Source organism: Proteiniphilum sp. LBM24028, assembly GCF_056629195.1.
The window spans coordinates 2002643-2025165 of the sequence record NZ_CM152817.1; the positions used below are offsets into that span (position 1 = coordinate 2002643).

General features: G+C 46.8%; 19 protein-coding genes. 9 read left to right on the forward strand and 10 right to left on the reverse strand.

Annotation, left to right across the window (positions count from 1 at the left end; all coding sequences use genetic code 11):
- Positions 1-171: 171 nt before the first annotated feature.
- The 7 genes from AC1HCU_RS07725 to AC1HCU_RS07755 all read left to right on the forward strand — a co-directional run bounded on the left by AC1HCU_RS07725 (position 172) and on the right by AC1HCU_RS07755 (position 11115).
- On the forward strand, positions 172-1698 hold the full coding sequence (locus AC1HCU_RS07725) for a DUF1846 domain-containing protein (RefSeq protein ID WP_480364896.1): 1527 nt from the start codon (positions 172-174) through the stop codon (positions 1696-1698).
- A gap of 8 nt (positions 1699-1706) precedes the next feature.
- The gene (locus AC1HCU_RS07730; protein ID WP_480364898.1) at positions 1707-2885 is read left to right on the forward strand and encodes a TolC family protein; all 1179 of its coding nucleotides are present in this window, start codon (positions 1707-1709) and stop codon (positions 2883-2885) included.
- Between the two features lie 129 nt (positions 2886-3014).
- Positions 3015-3488 carry an HYC_CC_PP family protein gene (locus AC1HCU_RS07735; RefSeq protein ID WP_480364900.1) on the forward strand — a complete coding sequence of 158 codons (474 nt, stop codon included), beginning with the start codon at positions 3015-3017 and terminating at the stop codon, positions 3486-3488.
- Between the two features lie 175 nt (positions 3489-3663).
- Complete coding sequence (locus AC1HCU_RS07740; RefSeq protein WP_480364902.1) at positions 3664-7509, forward strand: efflux RND transporter permease subunit; 3846 nt, start codon at positions 3664-3666, stop codon at positions 7507-7509.
- Positions 7496-8977: a TolC family protein gene (locus AC1HCU_RS07745; RefSeq protein ID WP_480364903.1), complete on the forward strand. Its 1482-nt coding sequence runs from the start codon at positions 7496-7498 to the stop codon at positions 8975-8977. The genes AC1HCU_RS07740 and AC1HCU_RS07745 overlap by 14 nt, the downstream gene beginning before the upstream one ends.
- A 17-nt stretch (positions 8978-8994) precedes the next feature.
- Positions 8995-10647, forward strand: coding sequence for an efflux RND transporter periplasmic adaptor subunit (locus AC1HCU_RS07750; protein WP_480364905.1), 1653 nt, complete (start codon positions 8995-8997; stop codon positions 10645-10647).
- 36 nt (positions 10648-10683) lie between these two features.
- The gene (locus tag AC1HCU_RS07755) at positions 10684-11115 is read left to right on the forward strand and encodes a heavy-metal-associated domain-containing protein (protein WP_480364908.1); all 432 of its coding nucleotides are present in this window, start codon (positions 10684-10686) and stop codon (positions 11113-11115) included.
- Positions 11116-11134: 19 nt separating this feature from the next.
- Here the strand turns inward: AC1HCU_RS07755 and AC1HCU_RS07760 are convergent, their stop codons facing one another.
- From AC1HCU_RS07760 to AC1HCU_RS07785, 6 genes are all read right to left on the reverse strand, one after another.
- Positions 11135-11737 carry a SagB/ThcOx family dehydrogenase gene (locus tag AC1HCU_RS07760; RefSeq protein WP_480364910.1) on the reverse strand — a complete coding sequence of 201 codons (603 nt, stop codon included), beginning with the start codon at positions 11735-11737 and terminating at the stop codon, positions 11135-11137.
- A gap of 21 nt (positions 11738-11758) precedes the next feature.
- On the reverse strand, positions 11759-13384 hold the full coding sequence (locus AC1HCU_RS07765) for a hypothetical protein (RefSeq protein ID WP_480364912.1): 1626 nt from the start codon (positions 13382-13384) through the stop codon (positions 11759-11761).
- Positions 13385-13468: 84 nt separating this feature from the next.
- A complete protein-coding gene (locus AC1HCU_RS07770) occupies positions 13469-14770 on the reverse strand; it encodes a dihydrolipoamide acetyltransferase family protein (RefSeq protein ID WP_480364914.1) in 1302 nt (433 codons plus the stop codon).
- 45 nt (positions 14771-14815) lie between these two features.
- Positions 14816-15793 (reverse strand): alpha-ketoacid dehydrogenase subunit beta, encoded by a 978-nt coding sequence (locus tag AC1HCU_RS07775; RefSeq protein ID WP_480364916.1) that lies wholly within the window; start codon positions 15791-15793, stop codon positions 14816-14818.
- On the reverse strand, positions 15790-16899 hold the full coding sequence (pdhA, locus tag AC1HCU_RS07780; protein WP_480364919.1) for a pyruvate dehydrogenase (acetyl-transferring) E1 component subunit alpha: 1110 nt from the start codon (positions 16897-16899) through the stop codon (positions 15790-15792). The genes AC1HCU_RS07775 and pdhA overlap by 4 nt, the downstream gene beginning before the upstream one ends.
- Before the next feature lie 103 nt (positions 16900-17002).
- Positions 17003-17209 (reverse strand): carboxymuconolactone decarboxylase family protein, encoded by a 207-nt coding sequence (locus AC1HCU_RS07785; protein WP_480364921.1) that lies wholly within the window; start codon positions 17207-17209, stop codon positions 17003-17005.
- Positions 17210-17433: 224 nt separating this feature from the next.
- Between AC1HCU_RS07785 and AC1HCU_RS07790 the strand changes: the two genes are divergently transcribed.
- Complete coding sequence (locus tag AC1HCU_RS07790; RefSeq protein ID WP_480364924.1) at positions 17434-18459, forward strand: L,D-transpeptidase; 1026 nt, start codon at positions 17434-17436, stop codon at positions 18457-18459.
- A 189-nt stretch (positions 18460-18648) separates the two neighbouring features.
- Positions 18649-19197, forward strand: coding sequence for a murein L,D-transpeptidase catalytic domain family protein (locus tag AC1HCU_RS07795; protein ID WP_480371115.1), 549 nt, complete (start codon positions 18649-18651; stop codon positions 19195-19197).
- 26 nt (positions 19198-19223) lie between these two features.
- Here the strand turns inward: AC1HCU_RS07795 and AC1HCU_RS07800 are convergent, their stop codons facing one another.
- The 4 genes from AC1HCU_RS07800 to AC1HCU_RS07815 all read right to left on the reverse strand — a co-directional run bounded on the left by AC1HCU_RS07800 (position 19224) and on the right by AC1HCU_RS07815 (position 22467).
- Entirely contained in the window at positions 19224-20483 is a 1260-nt protein-coding gene (locus AC1HCU_RS07800; RefSeq protein ID WP_480364927.1) for a Y-family DNA polymerase, read from the reverse strand.
- Positions 20483-20917: a LexA family protein gene (locus AC1HCU_RS07805; RefSeq protein ID WP_480364930.1), complete on the reverse strand. Its 435-nt coding sequence runs from the start codon at positions 20915-20917 to the stop codon at positions 20483-20485. Before AC1HCU_RS07805 ends, AC1HCU_RS07800 begins: the two co-directional genes overlap by 1 nt.
- Before the next feature lie 27 nt (positions 20918-20944).
- Positions 20945-21475: a UpxY family transcription antiterminator gene (locus AC1HCU_RS07810; RefSeq protein ID WP_480364933.1), complete on the reverse strand. Its 531-nt coding sequence runs from the start codon at positions 21473-21475 to the stop codon at positions 20945-20947.
- A 113-nt stretch (positions 21476-21588) separates the two neighbouring features.
- A complete protein-coding gene (locus tag AC1HCU_RS07815; RefSeq protein ID WP_480364935.1) occupies positions 21589-22467 on the reverse strand; it encodes an alpha/beta hydrolase in 879 nt (292 codons plus the stop codon).
- Positions 22468-22523 lie beyond the last annotated feature (56 nt).

A 22523-nucleotide genomic window follows, 5' to 3' on the forward strand; every position in this document is an offset into this window, starting at 1 on the left:
TTCTGTTTGTATCTTTGCCCTATGCTCACGGAAAATTAAAAAAGAAAAAGTCGAGGATGTGGTAATAGATGATTTTGGATTTTAATATTAACTAAAAACGTTCAATTTTCTTTAGATCCCGGACAATTTTGGTAATTTTGAGTCCGAATTTTTAATGTATGATTCGGGAAAATGGAAAAAACAAGTCATGTAGGTTTCGACAACGAGAAATACCTGCAAGAACAGAGCAAAGCAATTCTTGAAAGAGTCAACCAGTTTAACCAGAAGTTGTATCTCGAATTTGGAGGTAAAATTCTATATGATTACCACGCAGCACGTGTTTTGCCTGGATTTGCCCCAAATGTAAAAATCAGGCTTCTTCAAAATCTGAAGGATAAGGTGGATGTCATCATGTGCATTTATGCCGGTGATATTGAAAGAAACAAAATCAGGGCGGATTTTGGAATTACGTACGATGTGGATGTATTAAAAAGTATCGATGACCTGAAATGGTATGGTATTTATGTGGCAGCGGTAGTAATTACCCGTTTTGAAGGTCAGCCTGCTGCCGTAGTATTTAAGAATAAGCTTGAACTGAAAGGTATTAAAGTATATCTGCACTACCCCACCAAAGGATATCCGAAAAATGTGGATGTAATTGTCAGTGACGAGGGGTATGGTGCTAACGAATATATTGAAACCAGCAGGCCAATTGTTGTGGTTACAGGCCCGGGGCCGGGGAGTGGCAAGCTGGCAACGGCCTTGGGTAATTTATACCACGATAACAAGAAAGGATTAAAAGCCGGCTACGCCAAATTTGAAACTTTCCCTGTCTGGGATTTGCCGCCCGATCATCTGGTGAATATCGCTTATGAAGCTGCAACTGCAGATTTGAGAGATGTGAACATGATTGATACACACCATTTGAAATCCTACGGTGTGAAAGCGGTGAACTACAACCGTGATATAGAAGCCTTCGACCTGTTGAAAAAGATACTTGAAAAAATTACCGGCTCATCATCCATGTATTTATCTCCTACCGACATGGGAGTGAATCGGATCAGTTCCGGCATCATTGACGACAGAATTTGCCAGCGCGCTGCCTATCAGGAAATTATACGCCGCCACTTAAGAAGTTTTGTAGAATATGTCATGGGAAGGGCAGGTAAGGATACGGTGGACCGCAATACCGAGATCATGGAAAAAGTAGGGGCGAAAGATGAAGACCGGCGTGTAGTAAAGCCAGCTAGGGAAGCAGCCAGAACTGCCGAACTTTTGGGCAAGGGATATGGCGGTATTTATTGCGGAGCAGCCGTTGAACTCCACGACGGAACCATTGTCACGGGAAAGAACTCATCATTGTTACACGCCTCGTCCAGCATGATCCTGAATGCGACCAAGCATTTGGCCGGATTGCCGGATGCCATGGTTCTTTTACCGGAAAATATCATCGACTCAGTCACTCACCTGAAAAAGAATATCCTAAACGGAAAAAATGTGAGTCTGGATGTGGAAGAAACTTTAATTGCCCTGTCTATTAGCGCGATATCTAATCCGGCAGCACAGATGGCATTGCAAAAACTTACCGATTTGAACAACTGTGAAATGCACTCCTCCCATATTCCTACACCGGGAGACGAAGCCGGCCTCAGAAAATTAAAATTAAACTTTACTTGTGATCCGTTGTTCTCAAGTAAACGGTTATTTGTGAGCGAATAAATAGCGATATGAGAAAAATATTATTTACCCTGCTTTTTTTGTGTATACTCATCCCCGTCAATGCCCAAAACGGAATAGAAAAAATATTACAGGAAGTTGAAGCCAACAATACCACACTGCAGGCGCTGCAAAAACAGGTTGAGGCACAAAAGCTGGGCAATAAAACAGGAATCTGGCTCCCAAATCCTGAAATAACGTTCGGGCGACTGTGGGGAACACCGCCTGAAATTGGTAACCAAAACGACTTTGGCATTACCCAGTCTTTCGATTTTCCCACAGTTTACGCTCACCGGAATAAGCTTGCCGGTATGGAAAATCAGAATATCGATCGACTCTATCAGTCAGAACGTATCAATACATTGCTACGCGCCAAACAAGTCATCATTGAGCTGGCCTATAACAACGCGTTATCTGAAGATTATACCAGGAGAATGGAGATAGCCCAAACCATTACCGACTCTTATCAGAAAAAATTCGATCTGGGAGAAGTGAACGCTATTGAGAGAAATAAGGTCTACATGAACCTTATTTCCTGCATAAGTAAGAAAGAGAAAATAGACATTGCACGGCAAGCACTCCTCAATGAATTAAAATCTTTGAACGGAGGAAAAGAGATTCAGTTTAACGAAACAGATATACCAATCACTCCCCTGCCCTCAGACTTCAACGAATGGTACGCAGCAACAGAATCCAAAAGTCCGGCCCTGCAATATCTCAGTAAGCAGGTCGACATCAGCAAACAGCAGGTAAAGCTCAGACGTGCAGAGGGGTTACCCAAATTGAGTGCGGGATATGCCTCCGAGCGGATTCTGGGCGAAAAATTACAAGGTGTTGTAATCGGCATCTCCATCCCGCTTTGGGAAAATAAAAACAGCGTGAAACAGGCAAAAGCAGAGGTACTTTCGTCGGAGTCAGCATTGGAAGACAACAGGATTCAATTTTACAACAGACTGCAAAGCTTGTTCAATCAGTCGGCCGGTTTACGGGAAACAGCACAGAAATATCGCGACGCACTTTCTTCCTACAGCAACGAACCGCTCCTCAGAAAAGCACTGGATGCAGGTGAGATATCATTATTGGATTACCTGCTTGAAGCAGCGTTTTATTATGATGCCTTCAATAACATGCTGGAAGCGGAACGCGATTATGCCCTGGCGATGGCGGAATTGACAGCCATTGAGTTATAATGTCACTCCGATACAGAGTCCCCATTCATCGTTTTAATCAGTTTTTTTGTTAAAAATAAAAATAACTCTTACTTTTGCAACCAAATACCTGTAATTGTTGTTTTACAGATCAGGTATTCCAAAGGAAGAATGAAAAGATTTACTGCCATATTATTGCTTCTCTTTATGTTGATGTCCGCCGTGCAACCCGTACTGGCGATGCATTTTTGTGGAGATAAGCTTTATTCATTCTCCCTGCTGCAAGGCACCGAAAATTCCGGAGTATGCTGCGAGAATAATGCCGCTAAGGAAAACAAAGACCCCTTACAAGGCCATCTCCCGAAAGGAGAGGCCGATCACCGTGTCACCCTGGATGATACTCATGCATCATGCTGTGATACCCAACTGTTGAAACCCGGTACCGATGATTATCAGACCAAAACCGAACAATCTGTTTCCCGTACTGCATCTATTTCTTACGAGACTGCAGCGTTGTTGATTCCCCTGTTCAAATTATCGGAACCCGAAACAAACACTTTATCCTTTTTAAAAGATTTCCCATCCAAGGGACTTTTCCTGCAAGATGTAAGTCTGCTGACCTACATCTGCATCTACCGTATTTGATTCTCAATGAATATTGTATTCAGTGAAAGGTAACATGTATGTTTACCTGAAGATCTGTATGCACCATACCGCCCTGTATTCAATTATTTATACAGACATAAACACTTTATACTCATTGGTGTTTTAAATAAGAAACTTAACCAATTATAGCAAACTTATTCAATTAATATATTCTATGATCAACAAAATCGTAAAGTATTTTCTTGACAACCGGTTTATTACTATCCTGTTATTAATAACTATTATAGTTTGGGGAATATCAGTTACACCTTTTAACTGGGGTAGCATTCTGCCAAAGGATCCGGTTCCTGTGGATGCAATCCCAGACCTCAGTGATAATCAACAGATTGTCGCGACAGAATGGATGGGGCGTTCTCCAAAAGATATACAAGAGCAGATAACCTACCCGTTGACTACTTCATTACTGGGTGTCCCCGGGGTTAAAACCATCCGAAGCACATCCATGTTCGGGATGTCGTTCATCTACATCATCTTCGAAGAAGATATTGAATTTTACTGGAGTCGCTCGCGCATTCTGGAAAAGCTGAACTCATTGCCTCCCGGCACGTTGCCTCAGGGCGCACAACCGAGCCTGGGGCCGGATGCAACTGCTTTGGGACAAATCTTCTGGTATACCCTGGAAGGGAGAAACCCTGAAACAGGTAAACCTTCAGGCGGCTGGGATCCGGATGAGTTAAGGACAGTGCAGGACTTCTATGTAAGATACTCGTTGATGTCGGCAGAAGGAGTGTCAGAGGTGGCTTCCGTAGGTGGTTTCGTGAAGGAGTACCAGGTGGATGTAAATCCCAATTCTCTCCGCGCATACAATCTCACGATCATGGATGTAATGAATGCCATACAAAAGAGCAACCTCGATATTGGTGCCGAAACGGTTGAAATCAATAAAGCGGAATACCTTGTTCGCGGACTTGGTTACATAAAAAAAGTATCCGACCTGGAAGAAGCTGTGGTTACCGTAAGAGATGGTATTCCGGTAAAGATTAAGGATTTGGCATTCGTCACCCTTGGTCCTGCTACTAGACGGGGAGGCCTCGACAAGGAAGGGGTAGAAGCCGTGGGAGGCGTGGTGGTGGCACGCCATGGTTCCAACCCGCTTCAGGTTATCAACAACGTGAAGGAGAGGATCAAGGAGATGGACGCAGGATTGCCGCAAAAGACACTGGCAGATGGATCTGTTTCTAAAGTGACGGTTGTTCCTTTTTACGACAGGACCGCATTGATTCACGAAACAATAGGTACGCTGGAGACTTCGCTTACACATGAAACGCTCATCGCCATCATCGTTGTAATTGTTCTGGTCTTAAACCTCAGGGCTTCGGTTGTTATCTCCAGCATTTTACCTATTGGCGTATTGGCCACTTTTATCATAATGAAATATGCGGGGATTCAAGCTAATATAGTTGCCCTATCAGGTATTGCAATCGCCATCGGAATCATGGTTGACGTCGGAGTGGTATTTGTCGAGAATACGCTCAGGCACATGGATATGGAGGAAAATAAGGGTATTCGAAAAGGCAAACCTTTTGTGAATTTAATTTACAAAAGTATAAAAGAAGTATCCGGAGCGGTTCTTACCGGACAGCTTACCACAATTGTAAGTTTTATCCCGGTTTTCATGCTGGAAGCACAGGAAGGAAAACTTTTTGTTCCGTTGGCATTCACCAAAACATTCGCTCTCATTAGTGCATATATGCTCGGCATAATGATAATACCCACGCTGATGTATTATATCTTCTCGATAAGGATCACCTCTAAACAGGTTCGAAAAATAGCGAACATCATATTGATTGCAGCGAGCATCACGCTAATTATTATGACAGGATACTATCTATTTTTCGCGCTGGCATTATTGGGTCTGAATAACCTTTTCACGCATAAGTGGAAAAACCGGAAAATTCCTACTTATTTCAATTTGGGAATTGTATTGTTTGCTGTAACATATCTTCTTGCAATGGAGTGGTTGCCCATGGGTACACAGGCCGGTACGCCACGAAATTTTCTCTTTGTAATTTTAATAATTGCCGTTACCCTGGGAGCATTGTGGTTGATGGTAATCTATTATGAGCAAATACTCCGATGGTGTCTTGCAAACAGATGGAAATTTATGACCATTCCCATCTTGACAATTTTGTTTGGCATTGTTATCTGGCAAGGTTTCGACAGAACATTTGGTCTCGTGGCAAAAGGTTTCGAAACTGTTGGATGGAAATCATTCCGTCAGGCAGGATTTTGGCAGACTGCAAGCAACCGCTTTCCAGGAGTCGGTCAGGAGTTTATGCCCACTTTGAACGAAGGTTCTTTTCTACTGATGCCCACAACTATGCCCCATACCGGGATAGAACAGAATATGGATTACATTGGAATACTGGATAAAAGGATCAGTAACATTCCGGAGGTGGAAGTGACCGTGGGCAAGTGGGGACGTGTCAACTCGGCACTCGACCCTGCACCGACACAAATGTTTGAAAATACCATCATCTACCGCCCGGAATATATACTGGATCAAAACGGTAATCGAAAACGTTTCAAGGTAAACAGGCAAGGTGAATTTATTCTGACCGACAAGACGACCTATAATCCGGAAGATGGTTTTCGATTGATATCTGAAGATAGCCTCGTTCACGACAGACGTGGTAAATACTTCAGACAGTGGCGCCCGGAAATAAAGAATGAAGACGATATATGGCAGGAGATCGTCAATGTATCCCATTTACCCGGGCTTACATCGGCACCGAAATTAATGCCCATAGCTGCAAGAACGGTGATGCTTTCAACCGGTATGCGTGCACCGATGGGAGTAAAGGTATCCGGGCCCGACCTGGAGTCGATAGAACAGGGTGGCAGAGCAATTGAAACAGCCTTGAAAGATGTTCCTTCGGTACTTCCCTCTACCGTATTTTACGATCGGGCTGTGGGAGCCCCCTACATCGAGATCAGCTTAAACCGGCAGGAGATGGCCCGTTACGGTATCACCGTGGCCGATCTGCAAGAGATCATCAGTGCAGCTGTTGGCGGGATGCCCCTGACTACCACCGTGGAAGATCGTGAGCGTTTCCCGGTACGACTGCGCTATCCGCGCGAGTTAAGGGAGAATCCGGATGAATTGGCACGCCTCATCGTGCCTACTGCCACAGGTGTGCAGATTCCATTGGGTGATGTAACAGAGATAACCTATACGCGGGGAGCGCAGATGATTCAAAGCGAGAATACCTACCTGATTGGATATGTTATCTTCGATAAGGTAGAAGGCAAAGCGGAAGTAGATGTGGTTCATGATGCCCAGAAGGTGCTTGATGAAAAAATGAGAAACGGTGAATTACAATTACCAAAAGGAGTTTCCTTTACTTTCGCCGGAAATTATGAACAACAAGCCCGTGCAGCTCAGCGGCTGGCTATTATCATACCCATTAGTCTTCTTGTTATCCTGCTCATTCTATATTTCCAGTTTAAAACAATCACGGCCTCATTAATTCACTTTTCGGGAATATTTGTGGCGTTGGCTGGTGGCTTCATCCTCTTGTGGCTTTACGGTGAACCATGGTTTATGAATTTTGATATCGGAGGAATGAATATCCGTGACATGTTCAACATGCAACCTATTAATCTGAGCATTGCCGTATGGGTTGGATTTATAGCGCTCTTCGGTATTGCTACCGACGATGGAGTACTGATGGGGACCTATATTCACGACTCCTTCTTGGAGAGAGATCCACAAACATTGGATGATGTGAGGGAAACTGTTATTTATGCAGGAAAAAAAAGAGTGCGACCTGCAGTGATGACCACAGCGACTACTTTGATTGCACTTCTTCCGGTACTCACGTCCACTGGTAAGGGTTCAGAGATCATGGTTCCCATGTCGATCCCTACTTTTGGCGGGATGGTAATTCAAATGATGACCATGTTCATCGTACCCATCCTGCAGTGTTGGTGGAGAGAAGGTGCAATCCGGAAGAAAGAAAAACAACAAGCTAAAATTACAGATTATGAAACAATATAACATCAACCGCTTATTCATCATCTTGCTGGGTTTTATTATTACCCTCCCTCTCAAGAGCCAGACGGCAGATTCGCTCGCCCGATACCTTGAGATGGCGGGCAGAAATAATCCAGGATTGAATGCCGATTTTCTGGCTTACAAAGCTTCGCTGGAAAAGGTACCACAGGCTGGTGCCTGGCCCGATCCTAATTTGGATATCGGCTTTTTTCTAAAACCGATGGATATTGTGGGTGGACGTCAGATAGCCGATTTCACGCTTATGCAGATGTTCCCCTGGTTTGGCACCAAGAAAGCCGCCCAAGCCGAAGCCACCCACATGGCCAAAATGTCGTATGAAAAATTCAGGGAGACTAGGGATAACCTCTACCTGGAAGTATATACACAGTGGTATATTCTTTCCACACTGATGGAGCAGCTCAACAACAACCGGGAAAATCTGCAGATGTTGAAACAACTCGAGGAGCTTGCCCTTCGCAAAGTTTCATCTCCATTCAATGGTTCTTCTTCGGGTTATTCAGTCCCTGCCCCTTCTCCGGCGACAAAAAGCAGCAGTTCGCCACCTACCGGCGGTGGCATGTCGGGAATGGGCTCGATGGGGGGATCTATGGCTTCTTCCGGTACCTCTTCCTCGATGTCCGGCATGAGCAGTTCGGGAGGCAGCATGTCTTCCGGTATGGGTAGTACTGCCCCGGGCATGGCTGATGTACTCCGTGTGCAACTGGAAATGGCTGAAATAGAAAACAACGTGGAGAGTCTCTTGTCGGATATTGCAGCTGAAAAGGCAAAATTCAATGCTTTGCTGAACCGTCCCTTGGATATGGATGTAACCATACCCGATTCAATCACAAAAGTGCCTTTTATTTTCGATGAAGCGGCATCCATGCGTGAGATTGAAAGTCAAAATCCCATGCTGGGCATGTTCGAAGAAGAAGAACAGGCTTATCGCGCAAAGAGAGAGATGGATCTGAAAATGAGTTATCCCATGTTCGGGATCGGATTACAATATATGCTGATCGGCAAAAGCAAGACAGCCTCGATGGATACGGGAATGGCACCCGGGATGACCGGTATGGACATGGTGATGCCCATGTTTTCCATCACCATCCCGATATACCGGAATAAATACAAGGCGCAACAGCGTGAGAGCCGCTTTATGTGGCAATCGGCCCGGGAAAAGTACAATAACACGTTGAATATACTTCAATCCGACCTGTTCAAATTGAAACAGCAGCTCGACAATGCAGAGCGAAAGGCCACACTTTACCAAAAGCAGGAACAACTGGCTCGTGTTACCTATCAGCTGGTTGTACAGGAGTTTGTAACGGCAAAAAGCGACCTCACCAACGTGATTCAGGTGCAGCGACAGCTGCTCGACTACCAGTTGCGGCAGGCCGAGGCACTCGCTGAATACAACACAAAGGTGGCCTCTATCCAAAAATTGCATTCTTTCAACAGTTCAAACAATTAAAAAAAAACATCATCATTATGGATAAAAATAAAATTAAAGAGATTGGCAAGCATCCCTATTTCAGGTATGGATTGATCCTGCTGACCGGCTTGTTTCTCGGCTGGCTTATTTTCTCCGGAAACAACCAAAAACAATCGTCAAGTCAAACAGCAATTGAAGAGGCACATGACCATGGAGCTGAACCAACCATCTGGACCTGCTCCATGCACCCACAGATCAGGATGGAAGAACCTGGCGACTGCCCCCTTTGCGGGATGGATCTGATTCCACTCCAGACAACGGGCGGCGGCGACGCATCCATAGATCCGAATGCAATTCAGATGTCTGTTGAAGCAGTCGCACTTGCCAATGTGCAAACAACCGTAGTAAGCAGACAGAATCCGGTGAAGGAGGTACAACTTTACGGTACCATTCAGGTGGATGAACGACTCTCACAATCACAGACCTCTCACGTGAGCGGTCGCATCGAAAAATTGTTTGTCACCTTTACCGGCGAAAGTGTACGTCGTGGACAACCCATCGCCACCATATACTCCCCTGAACTGTTAAACGCACAACAGGAACTGATAGAAGCCACGAAGATGAAAGACTTGCAGCCGGCTCTTTTACAGGCAGTAAGAGAGAAGCTGCGGTTATGGAAGCTGACTGATGAACAGATCACACGCATTGAGCAGTCGGGCGAAGCATCACCTTTGATAGATGTAGTAGCCACCACAAGCGGAGTGGTGATTGCGAAGAAAGTGAACCAGGGCGATTATGTCAATACCGGTACCGTGCTCTTCGATGTAGCCAACTTATCGCAGGTATGGGCTATCTTCGATGCGTACGAGTCCGACCTTCCTTTTCTGAAGGTGGGCGACCGGCTGGAATATACCCTTCAGTCGCTGCCCGGAAAAACATTTACGGGGAGGATTTCTTTTATCAATCCCATTTTGGATCCTGCCACACGTACCGCCAAAGTGCGTGTAGAGACAGCCAACCCGGGTATGGAACTGAAACCGGAGATGTACGCCAACGCCCTTATTGATGCGCCACTTAAACAATATAACAATGAGGTTGTTATTCCTAAGTCGGCCATCTTATGGACTGGAAAGCGTTCTATTGTCTATGTGAAACAGCCTGATACGGAAACGCCCGCTTTCCTGCTTCGGGAAATAGAACTGGGCCCGTCACTGGGAGATGCGTATGTGGTATTGTCAGGCATACACGATGGGGATGAAATTGTGACAAATGGTACTTTTACCATCGATGCCAGTGCCCAGCTGGCCGGAAAACGCAGCATGATGAACGATGAAGCGGGCCGGGCCGTAACAGGACATGAGGGACATTCGATGAATGGAACAACTCCTGCAAGTACAGCACCTGCCACGGGACACGAGGGACACAATATGCAGGCCGCTGCGGGCGGTGAGCATGCGATGCTGGCGGTGCAGGGTTTGTGCGAGATGTGCAAGGATCGCATTGAGAAAGCAACAAAATCGGTCAATGGTGTCACTTCTGCAAGTTGGGATATCAAGACAAAACAGCTACATCTTGATTTCGATCCGGCAAAGACATCGGTCGATGCTGTTGCCAAAGCCATTGCCAAGGCCGGACACGACACCGATAGATACAAGGCCGACAAGGCAACATACGATGCATTGCCCGCCTGTTGCAAATACAGGGATTAAATAATAATTATATTCAAATTTTAAATTGGGACAAAGATGAAAACAACAATTTTAGCAACATTCGCGCTGAGTACACTCTTGTTCATTGCCTGTAACTCCGGATCATCCGGCAAGAACAACTCGGCACCAGATAATGAAATGGAGTACATGGAAACGGATGCACAACACAATGAAACGGATCACATGGCATCGGGCGAAGCCCACGAAGAACATGCCATGTTGAATGTAAAGGGAAGTTGTGAAATGTGCAAGGACCGTATTGAGAAAGCGGCGAAGGAAGTGGAAGGCGTTTCTTTTGCGAGCTGGGAGACCGAAAAACAGGTGCTGCACCTGAACTACGACCCCGATAAAACGTCGGTCGACGACATAGCAAAGGCCGTGGCCAAAGCCGGACACGATACCGATAAGTACAAGGCCGACCAGGCAACATACGATGCATTGCCCGCCTGTTGCAAATACAGAAATTAATTGAGAACATAGAGAGAACCTATTCCGGCCAGCCCACCGTCTGTGTCAGCAAAACTTCCTGACTGGGTTTCAGATTCAGCTGTTTGCTTAATACATCTTTATTGAACGAACCGCGGACAACTGAACCCAGTCCTTCGGAAGCACAGTAGAGATAGACATTCTGTGCTACAAACCCGCAACTTGTAAAGGCATATTCTCTACTGGAAGCTTTGTCCATATCGGAAACAAAAATCAGGTTCAGTGCAGCCTTGGCTACGAACTCCTGGGTACCGGTTTTATCTCTGAAGTCACCTTTCTTTATCTCTTTCAACAGGTGGTTCCGGGCGTCATAAAAATAAATCCCGCTCTTGGAAGCTACATACAGTTCCAGCTCCTGCCGGTTATTAGCAGTGGGTGCTGTACGTTTATCGTCACGGTTAAATCCGTTTGCAGCCCACAAAAGATCAGACACTTGTCTTATATTCAACTCCTTGGATTCAAAAGCACGAGTTGATCTTCGCGCATTCAGTACCTGCATCAACGGTTTTCCCCCTGTCTTGTCGGGGGCTGGTAATTGAATGTCTTGAGCACCCAGTATGTTGCACATCATAAAAATGGATAGGAAAAAGATTAATTTATACATCGTACGTTGTATTAAATATAGTTATCGATTTACAGTCACATCTTTGAACATATAACTATTGTCACTCACTCTCAAAGGCTTGCCACTCTCAGCAGTCACATTCTTAAGGATAACCTCCTTCGTGATGATATAGGGATACTTTTCCACATGGGTCTCGTCATTTCTTTCCTTGTTGAAGTTTGAAAAAATGGCGGGACCCTTATAATTATCCGGATGGCCGGAATCCTTAATCTGAAGATTCTCTATGGTGATCTTTTCCGGCATAAAACAGGTATACCCGAAGTCGTGCTGCCCGGAATTGGATCCGCCAATCAGGTTCACGCTGCCCGATTTCACATTGCGGGGTATAAATGTGCAATTGCGGATGATGAATTCACCTTCCCAGGTGCTACCATAATCGGAACGAAGATTGATCAGGTTTGACCCGCGGATGGTAGAATTCTCCACGACAAACGTTCCGCTGCCAATGGCATTTATTCCCTGGTGTCCCAATGTTGAATTTCGGATGGTGGCATTGGCCACGCCCATATGGGCATCAAATCGGGAAAAGGTACAACCATCGTACGCCAGGTTTTTACAATAATTGGATCCCATGATCCCCCAGTATGCAGCATTGTTGATGTCATTCGTCTGGCTACAATTTTCGAATGTGATGTTCAATGCCCGGTTGATATTTATATCATAGGTACCCATGGAGACCGGGACACCGGCTGAACCGATTGTCTGGTATACTTTATGGCCGGTCAGAATGCTGTTCCTCACCGTGATATGGGCACAGTTACTGATGCTGATGAAACCACCGTAGGGCGCCCCATATTCCCCTTCACCTGTGATCCTGTGCTCCAGTCCGTCCACGATGACATTCGACCGCCTGATCGCAATGCCCCGGGCATAGTAGCTGTATTTCGAATCCTCCCTGTTCGCAATGGTTGTAAATCTGCCACCAGTAATTGTCAACTCCGTCTCATCGATCGGAAGCACGACGATATCTGTGATCTGATCAAAATCCCAGAGGATGGGTGTATTTGCATCCACCACACCATTTTTATCCACGACAAACACATCCGTTTGCGCAGAGCCGTTATTTTGATTGGGGCCAAAACGAATATAACGTCTCACATTGGAGTCCGTTACGGTCACGAGGCTGGAGCCCGGTAATGAAATATCCAGTTTATTCTGGTTTCTTTTTAAAGAAGAAACATTGTCAGGTTTAAATGATTGTTTCGTGGAATTGACTGAAAAAACATGTGCATTGCGGTCTTCCACACTGGTATCGTCAATGATGAATGCGGCAGAACCAAAATCGGTATTTGTCCGGATATCGACCGTTTGTTTTTTAGGGCCGATATAGTACGTTGCCTTGTCGTCGGCTTTTACGGTCAGGTTGTGTTGATTGGCAAACAGATGTGTTGCAGCAATAGCTGTAATGTCATCGGTCTTCCCGTCGCCTTTGGCTCCAAAATCGCTATAACGAACCCATCCGTTTGCAATAAATTTCTGGATATCATCCTCGGAAGGCGTTCCCTTCTTGGATGCTGGATTAGTCTCATCCGGAAGACCTACTTTATCAGGAATGTTCTGACAGGATGTTTGGATGAAGTTACACAGAAAGACAAGGGAGAAAATTATAAGGTATGCTCGTTTCATGAAAAATATTTAAAAAAATGAATCACAGTCTCACGACAAATTTACATTTTTTTTAATTCATGACATCGGTTTTACCTTAAAAAACTATTCCTCCATTAAAAAAGAGATGGGATCCGTGAGATATTCCATCACGTGATAAATGAAACGGGTTGTTTCACCGCCGTCAACAATGCGGTGGTCCACCGTGAGAGAGATCGGCATGATGTGACCAATTACAATCTCATTATCCTTCACGATGGGCGTCTGCATGATTCTCCCGATACCCAATATGCCTGCCTGCGGATAGTTAATTACCGGGGTGGCAAAAATACCGCCTATGGAGCCAAAGCTGGTCACAGAAAATGAACCCTCTTTCATCTCATCGAGTGTAAGCTTTCGTTTCCTGGCCTTGTCTGCCAGCTCTTCAATCTGTTGTGCTATACGGAAGATCGACTGCCTGTCGGCATCCCGTATCACCGGCACCACAAGTCCATCGGGAGCATCCACCGCAATACCGATATGGTAGCGGTTACGCACAATCATCCGGCTATTTTCAGTATCGATCTGCGAATTGAGCTGTGGATGCTTCTTCAGCGCCGTGGCTACCGCTTTCACGATAAAGGCCAGATAGGTAAGTTTCACTCCTTTTTCGGCAAACTTCTGTTTATACCTGTCCCTCACAGCCATCAATCCCGAGATTTCCACCTCCTCGAAAACCGACATGTGCGCGGCATTGTGTTTGGCATGCAGCATGTTTCGGGCTATGGTCTTCCTGATCTGGGTCAATGGCAGGTAAGTCACATCCTCGGCATTGGCTGTACTGTTTTGCGGGACAGAAACGGGGATGGACATCCCTGTCTTAAAGTTCAGGATATCTTCACTTTTCACTCTTCCCGAGGGGCCACTTCCCGGTACTTTGTTGATGTCGATACCCATCTCCCTGGCCATGGCCCGTGCAACCGGTGTGGCCAGGGCTTTGCGTTGCGGCATATCCGGCGAGATATCACCCCCTGCACCTTCTTTGCTCTCCGGCATGATGACATCTTTTTCGGCCACCTCCATGGTGCCGACCACGGCGCCGGCATCTTCATCAGTCTCGGAAACAGGTTCTGTGGTTACTTTCTCTTTTTTTGTTTCAGACGGTTGGCTGTCCCGGTACACTACGTCATCATTCGTTTCAATCTCAACAAGCGGGGAGCCCACCTTGATGACATCGCCTACGCTGCCGTGCATGAAGGCAACCACACCCTTCCGGGGCGATGGAATATCGGCCACGACTTTGTCGGTCTCCATCTGCACAAGAGGATCTCCCTCTTTCACCTGTTGTCCCTGTGTGACATACCATTCCAGAATGGTACCTTCTTCGAGCCCTTCTCCTAAATCGGGGAAATTAAATGTATATCTCATCAGATTTTCTTTTTTAAAAATGGTATTGAAACCGTAATAGCCGGATTAAAAATTGAATGTTTTTTCTATTTCATAAAAAATACGTTCCGGAGAAATAATGAAATACGGTTCTCCCTGTGCCAGCGGGACGATGGTGTCGAAGCCCATCACCCTGCGGGGAGGCGCTTCCAGGTAAAGGAATGCTTCCTCGTTGGTGATAGCAATCAGTTCCGATCCCACGCTGAACGACTCATGCGCCTCGGCTACCACGACCATGCGGCCTGTTTTCCGTACCGAATTGCGGATAGTCTCCCTGTCGATGGGATAAATGGTGCGAAGGTCGACCAGTTCCACCGAAATACCTGCCTCCTCGGCCATGGCAATGGCTTTCTGACATTCCCGAATCAGTGCACCGAAGGCGACCACGGTCACATCGGAGCCATCCTGGATCACTTTGGCCTTACCCAGCGGCAGGCTGTACTTCTCATCCGGGACCTCCTGCTTGATGGCCCGGTAAATTCGTTTGGGCTCCATGAAGACGACCGGATCGTTGCTCTCGATGGCCGCAATCAACAACCCCTTTGCATCGTAAGGGGAGGAGGGTATCACCACCTTGAGTCCCGGGATATGAGCAAAGAGTGCCTCCGGACTATCGGAATGATGCTCCAGTGCATTGATGCCACCACCATAGGGAAAGCGGATCACCATGGGCACGGTATATTTTCCCCTCGATCGGTTCTGCATCCGCGATACGTTCGAAGCGATCTGATTAAAGGCAGGATAGGTGAATCCTTCAAACTGCAGTTCCACGATCGGTCTGAGTCCCGACACGGCCATTCCCAGTGCAGTCCCCACGATACCCGACTCGGCCAGGGGAGAATCGAACACCCTTTCCACCCCGTATTTCTTCTGCAATCCTTCGGTCACACGGAAGACACCTCCTTCCACACCCACGTCTTCGCCGTAAATAACTACCCCACTATCCTCTTTCAGCTTGATATCCAAAGCGTTGTTAATCGCTTTCACCATGGTCATTACGCTCATCTCCTGTTCTCCTTCCAGCTTAAAAATTCTTCGTATTCGGCTTTTTGTCTCTTCAGATCCTCCGGCATATCAACAAACATATGGGTGAACACATCATCATGGGGATATCTCTTGTTTTGTTCCGCCTCGAGAAACTGAGTATTGATCTGTTGTTTATATTCTTCCGTCAGTTTCTCCACATCGATGTGCCAGATCCCTTTTTTCTCCATGTAACGCCTCAGCCTCATCAACGGGTCGGTCAGCCCCCACTCCATCTCTTCCTCCTTTTTACGGTATTTGGTGGGATCATCGGAGGTGGTATGCGCTCCCAGACGATAGGTAAACGCTTCAATCAATACCGGCCCCCTGCCTGCCAGGGCGTGTGCCGTCGCTGTCTGATAGGCCAGGTACATGGCAAAGAAATCGTTCCCGTCCACCTTGATACCGGGAATGCCGAAGGCAACCGATTTCACGGCAAGGTTGACCGATCTGGTTTGTGACCTTACCGGGACGGAGATGGCGTACTGGTTGTTCTGAATGGTGAAGATGACAGGCACCTGCCACACTCCGGCAAAGTTAAGCGCTTCGCTGAAATCGCCTTCCGACGTACCTCCATCGCCGATAAAGGTGAAGACAGCCTCCTTCTTTTTCCGGTATTTTACAGAATATCCAATACCGGTGGCGTGGTGTAGCTGGGTCCCTATTGAAATGGCAATGGGCAGCGTATGGTTGGCATTTTTAAAACTACCTCCATGCTCATTGCCCAGATAGAAGAGAAACATCTCTTTCATGGTCACTCCCTTCGCCAGCAGGGTACCCATCTCCCGGAAGGCCGGCACCAGCCAATCCTCCTCTCTGATGTGCATGCCGGCGGCAATGTGGATGGCTTCCTGCCCCAGGTTGGGCGTGTAGGTGTACATACGCCCCTGACGTTGGAAAGAGATGGCCATTTCATCGGCTATGCGCTCATAGTGCATCTGTTTATAGGCATTGATAATGACATCATCATCGAGCGCAGGCATATACTTGGGGTTGATTACATGCCCATCGTTATCGATGAGGGAGAGCATTTTATCTTCTAATGGATTAAAGTCACGGAAAATGGCAGGTAAATCGTCTTGAATCATTTATCTGTTTATTTGAACGAATTTAATTTCAGCTGTGATTATTCGCTGCGTATATAACATTCCGGCAAAAAAAATGTTTTTGAGTGTGAGAATAATCAGACAACTAAAATCGTTCAAAAATCATGTGTGTGGGAACTGCAAACCTCTTCCATATATTGATCACACCAATTGCCACAATGATTTGTGCAATTTCATGATCGGTAAAAATTCCTTTTGCCCGCTGGTATGTTTCTTCTGTCAATCCCTTATCGGCAATGCGTGTCATCTCCTCGGTCATTTGCAAGGCGACTCTCTCTTCTTCGGTGAACAACGGCGATTCTTAATTCTTTCTTTCATTGTGATAATTTTTAAAATGAAAAACCGGATGATTATAACAAAATAGAGTATAAAAAGTTGTTCAAATAACAGATACACAGTTATAAATAATTACTTTTCAACTCCGGACAAATGAACATTCTTCATGCAAAATACGTTTTACTTCACAAAACCATTCGAACAACCAAAACCGAAAACCAAGTATTAAAATTACATTCAATGAACATCAGAAATCTCTGTACCCTTTTCTTTTCAATTGTTGTGTTAACTCAGGCCGGATGCGATGCAGACAACCGAAATGAAAACGAAAACAGGGAAATCGCCGTCGTTACGGAAGATTCCACCCTCCATATTCCGGTAGAAAAGAAAAAACTGACCCAAGAGGACATTACTTTGAAAAAAGATTTGCAGTACACACAGTACACACTGGATGACGAGTACCCTTATCAGGACACCATCCGCCGTTTTCAGTGGGAGAAGATAAAAAGAGAAATAGCCCGTGTGGAGAATGCGGTTGCCGGGGGAGGTTTCTGGGGTGTGTTAAGCAACTACAAAAACAAGAACGGTGAAGCGCCCACCATAAAGGATTTCGTAAGAAACGACTATGGACGCGTTTCGGATCAACATGGGGTAGAACGTTATCAATCGGTACCTCTTTATGGAATGGATGAAGACACCACGCTGGTGCGGTATGGCCGCGATGGATGGCTGGTAAAAATCAATGGCAGCGACAATACCGACTTCCTTTCCGTGACGGGAGTATCGATGGAAGGAACTTTTTTATTACCCCGGCGATATCTTATCTCATGGGGCAACAGCATACTGCTTGACAAGGTAGTGGCGGTGGATGTTACCAATCAGAACATCGCTGTCCTTGAAAAAAATGGTGAAGCCTGGCATATATTAAGTATGAATCCGGCAACCTCGGGTATCCATAAGCCACCCCATGCCCATGAGACACCGACCGGAATTTTTGCCATCCAGGAGAAGAAGGAAAAGATGCTCTATGTGAAAGACGGCACCAGCGAAATAGCGGGTTATGCCCCCTATGCCTCCCGTTTTACCAACGGAGCTTATATCCATGGGGTACCGGTTCAGTATCCCCGAAAAAACATCATTGAATACAGCCCTTCGCTGGGTACCACTCCCCGCTCTCATATGTGCGTCAGAAATGCTTCGTCACACGCGAAATTTGTATATGAGTGGGCCACTGTCCGGCAATCGGTCGTTATTGTAATTGATTAACAGTCATATTCAGAAAAAATAGTATATTTGGCGGTGCAATTTCTGAATATGACTATGCGTATCATCCTGTTATCTACAATATTTTTTGTTTTCTCCGCCCTCTCTTTTCCAATAGGAACGAGGGAAAGCAAAAAGGAGATTTCCAAAATAGACTTCTCTTCGTCCGGTTGCGAGCTTCTCTATGAACAGATGAAACTGGAGGGAGTGATACATTTTGATGCTTTTAAGGCAGCATATACCGGTTACAAAAAGTTAAACAAACAGAATAATTCTTTGCTGACGTTGATAGACTTCAATCTTCCTTCCTCCGAGAAGAGGATGTATGTGTTGGATATGACAAAGAAAGAGGTGCTTTTTGTATCCTATGTTTCGCATGGTCGAAACAGCGGGGAAAATTATGCCACTTCCTTCTCCAACCGGAATGGCTCCCACCAAAGCTCACTGGGTTTTTACCGCACTGCCGGCACCTATCAGGGAGGCAACGGCTATTCGTTGCTGCTGGACGGACTGGAAGAAGGAATAAACGATCAAGCACGGGCACGGGCTATTGTAATCCACGGGGCCGATTACTGCAGCGAAGCGGTCATCCGCTCCAGTGGGCGGCTGGGGCGCAGCTTCGGTTGCCCGGCACTACCCAGAGAACTGGCAAAACCCATTATCAACACCATCAAAGGAGGTTCGCTGCTCTTTATTTATGCCGACCAGGCCGATTACCTGGCGATGAGTGAGGTGTTATGATGTATTCAATAGCGGCGGATATCACTTCAGATATTTTTGACTTCCAATATCTCCCGGATGTCGGTGGTATATTTTTTGGAGAGATGCTGCTGATGCATCTTAAACCGACGGACATCCTGGGAGGCGAGGCGGACTCCGGATGAAGAAGGATCACGGTTAATGGCATCAATGGTATCCATCAGCTTCTTATGGCGGGGATCGGAATTCATTTCGTCGAAAAGGAATGGTTGAAGCTGATCCTCATCGGTAAAATCATACAGGGTAACCCCGGCACGTTTATAACGAAGGCGGGGTTCATAAATCCTTTTCAGTCCCGCCACGGCGAAATCCACAATCTCCAGCGTGGAGGAGGTAGGGAAAGGAAACCTCACTTCCGTGCTGCGTGAGAGGGCTTCTTCCCCGTCTTTAAAATAATTGGTCTGTAAAAACACCGACAGGCGACTGCACATCGACTGTTGTTTCCGTATTTTCGCGGCAGCCATTACCGTAAACGTAACAACCCTCTCTTTAATCTCATCCCACGTTTCGTACTCTTTCTCAAATGTGCGGGTCACAGAGAAACTCTGGCTTTTTTCCCAGTCGATAAAGTCAACGCAGGGCATGCCGTTAAGTTCCTTCTGCAGGTTCACACCGGTGATGGTCATATTTTTGCGTACCCACGACTCCGGCAGGGTGGCAAACCCGAGGGCCCTGGTCACCCCCGCCGCCTGCAGTTTCGCGGCATTGCGGCGTCCTACTCCCCAGATATCCTCCACAGGAAGCCAGCGAAGCGCTTTCTGTCTTTTCTCCTCGGTGTCGATGATGTGGCAGCCATCGGTTTGGAAGGAATACTTCTTTGCGATACGATTGGCCACCTTGGCAAGCGCCTTGGTAGAAGCAATACCCACGCTGATGGGTATACCCGTCCATCGGCCCACCTGCTCCTTCATACGTAAACCGTATGCCCTCAGGTCCTGTATTCCCGAGAGATCGAGAAAACATTCATCCACCGAATACACTTCCTGACGGGGCGTATAGTTCGCAAGGATGCTCATCACCCGGCGGCTCATGTCGCCATAGAGTGAAAAGTTCGCCGAGCAGACTGCCACCTTGTGCCTCTGGAACAAGGCTTCAGCCTTGAAAGCAGGGATACCCATTTCAATGCCCGCCTTCTTGGCTTCATTGCTGCGCGCAATCACGCACCCGTCGTTATTGGAAAGAACGACCACGGGACGATCCTGCAGCGAGGGATTGAACACCCTTTCGCAGGAAACATAAAAGTTATTGCAGTCAATCAGCGCTATCATCAATGTTTACGGATAGAGTAAGTAACAATTCCCCATACAATCAGCGTATTCTCCCACGTGATCACAATGGGCTCGAAGGCAGGGTTGGAAGGGAGCAGTGTACATACGCCGTTCTCCACGCTGATCCTTTTTACGGTGAACTCACCGTCCATATAACATAAGGCAATACGGCCGTGCGACCACTCTTCGGCCCGGTCCACCACCAACAGGTCGCCATCGTTGAAATCGCTCTGCATGGAAGTACCGCGTACCCGCGCATAGAAGGTGGCTTCGGGATGCCGGATAAACAGCTTATTTATGTCGATGCGCTCGCTCACGAAGTCATCCACATTAGAGAAGGGACCTGCAGCTACACCGCCGGCCAGGAGGACCTTCATCTCTGAAAGTTCCGGCTTGTAAATTTCCAGCCGGGCAGATTTGAACACTTTTTTCATCCGGCAAATTTAGTGAAAAAATTGTCTTTACACGATACGTTCTACCATGGAGCTTTGCATCTCCACCATGGCGCAACCGAGCTGATTGATGCGAATGGCAACACCCGATTTACCATCCGCGATGATCAGCTCTCCCTCGAGACCGGCAAGTGATCCCTTGATTACGCGTACCTTCTCACCCGGGCGCAGCGGCTGACTCTCGAAGCGGACGGGCGTGTCGGAAAAATCGATCATGAAACGGAACTGTTCCATCTGTGCAACAGGGATGACGGTAGGAGTGTGCTCGCCACGGAGCACCATGTAACGTATCACCGACGGGAGAGTGATGACACTGCGCTGCTCATCGCTATTCACATATACGAAGATCATCATGGGTATAAGCACCCGTTCCACCTTCTTTTTACGGTCGCTCCATAGGCGTATCTCCTCCTGTACCGGCAGGAAACATTCAATATTCATTTCCCGAAGCCGGTCACGCACCTTCTTCTCGTGGTGCATCTTCACATAGGCTGCCAGCCACCGGCGGTCGCTTGTCGCTTTTTCTTCGTCGTCCATCATTTTATTTTAAATTTATAACGACTTTTCTTCAATCAATTAGGAAAAACAGTTGTTCAGTATCACGTAACCACGGTTACGACAATCAGGATTCGTTCACATGACAGTTCCCCAATTCACTTTTCTATCATCCCGATATCGCGTAGCCAGGAGAGTACCCTGAAGGGCCACTCGTTCACCGTATGACCGGTGTTGCGCAGCCCGTAACCATGACCGCCGGAGGGATAAATATGCAGCGCGGCAGGCACTCCCGCCTCTTTTAGTGCATAATAATAGAAGATACTGCTGTCAATATAATTCTTATCATCCTGCGTCTGAATCAGAATGGTGGGCGGTGTGTCCCGACCTACCTTGAGTTCAGGTGCAATGGAGAAGTTTTCACCGGCAAGGTATGCCGGGTAAACGAGGATGGTAAAGTCGGGACGCAGGCTCACCTCGTCGTAAGAATCGACTTTCGGATAGGTACGCTCACCGTAGTTTGTACTGGCCACAGCCGACAAGTGCGCTCCGGCCGAAAAGCCCATCACGCCAATCCTGCGGGCATCAATTTGCCACTCAGCCGCATGAGCACGGGTATAGGCAATGGCGCGCTGGAGGTCCTGCAGCGGCGCGGCATGCTTCTCCAACCTCTCGCGGCGCGGCACGCGATATTTCACCAACACACAGTTGATGCCAAAGCTGTTGAAACGTTTACAAATCTCCGAACCTTCGAGGTTGTATGCCAGAATGTTGTATCCTCCTCCGGGATTCACGATGATGGTAGTACCCTTGTTGTTACCGGCGGGAGCCGGGTAGAAGGTGAGCGTAGGCTCATCTACATGTCCAATACGAAGTACGGGGCATCCGGCCACTTTGTTACCACTCAGGTCATCTACCTGTTTCATCTTCCCCGTTTCACCCGGTGTACCGCCGGGAAATAAAAGCACCGGCTTTTCCTGTGATTGAACACCCATCGTTGTAAGAACAAAAAAAAGCAGAAAAACAATATTTCGCATAACTGATAAATTTAAGCCCGAAGATTGCGTGATTACTGATTACAAATATAATACTT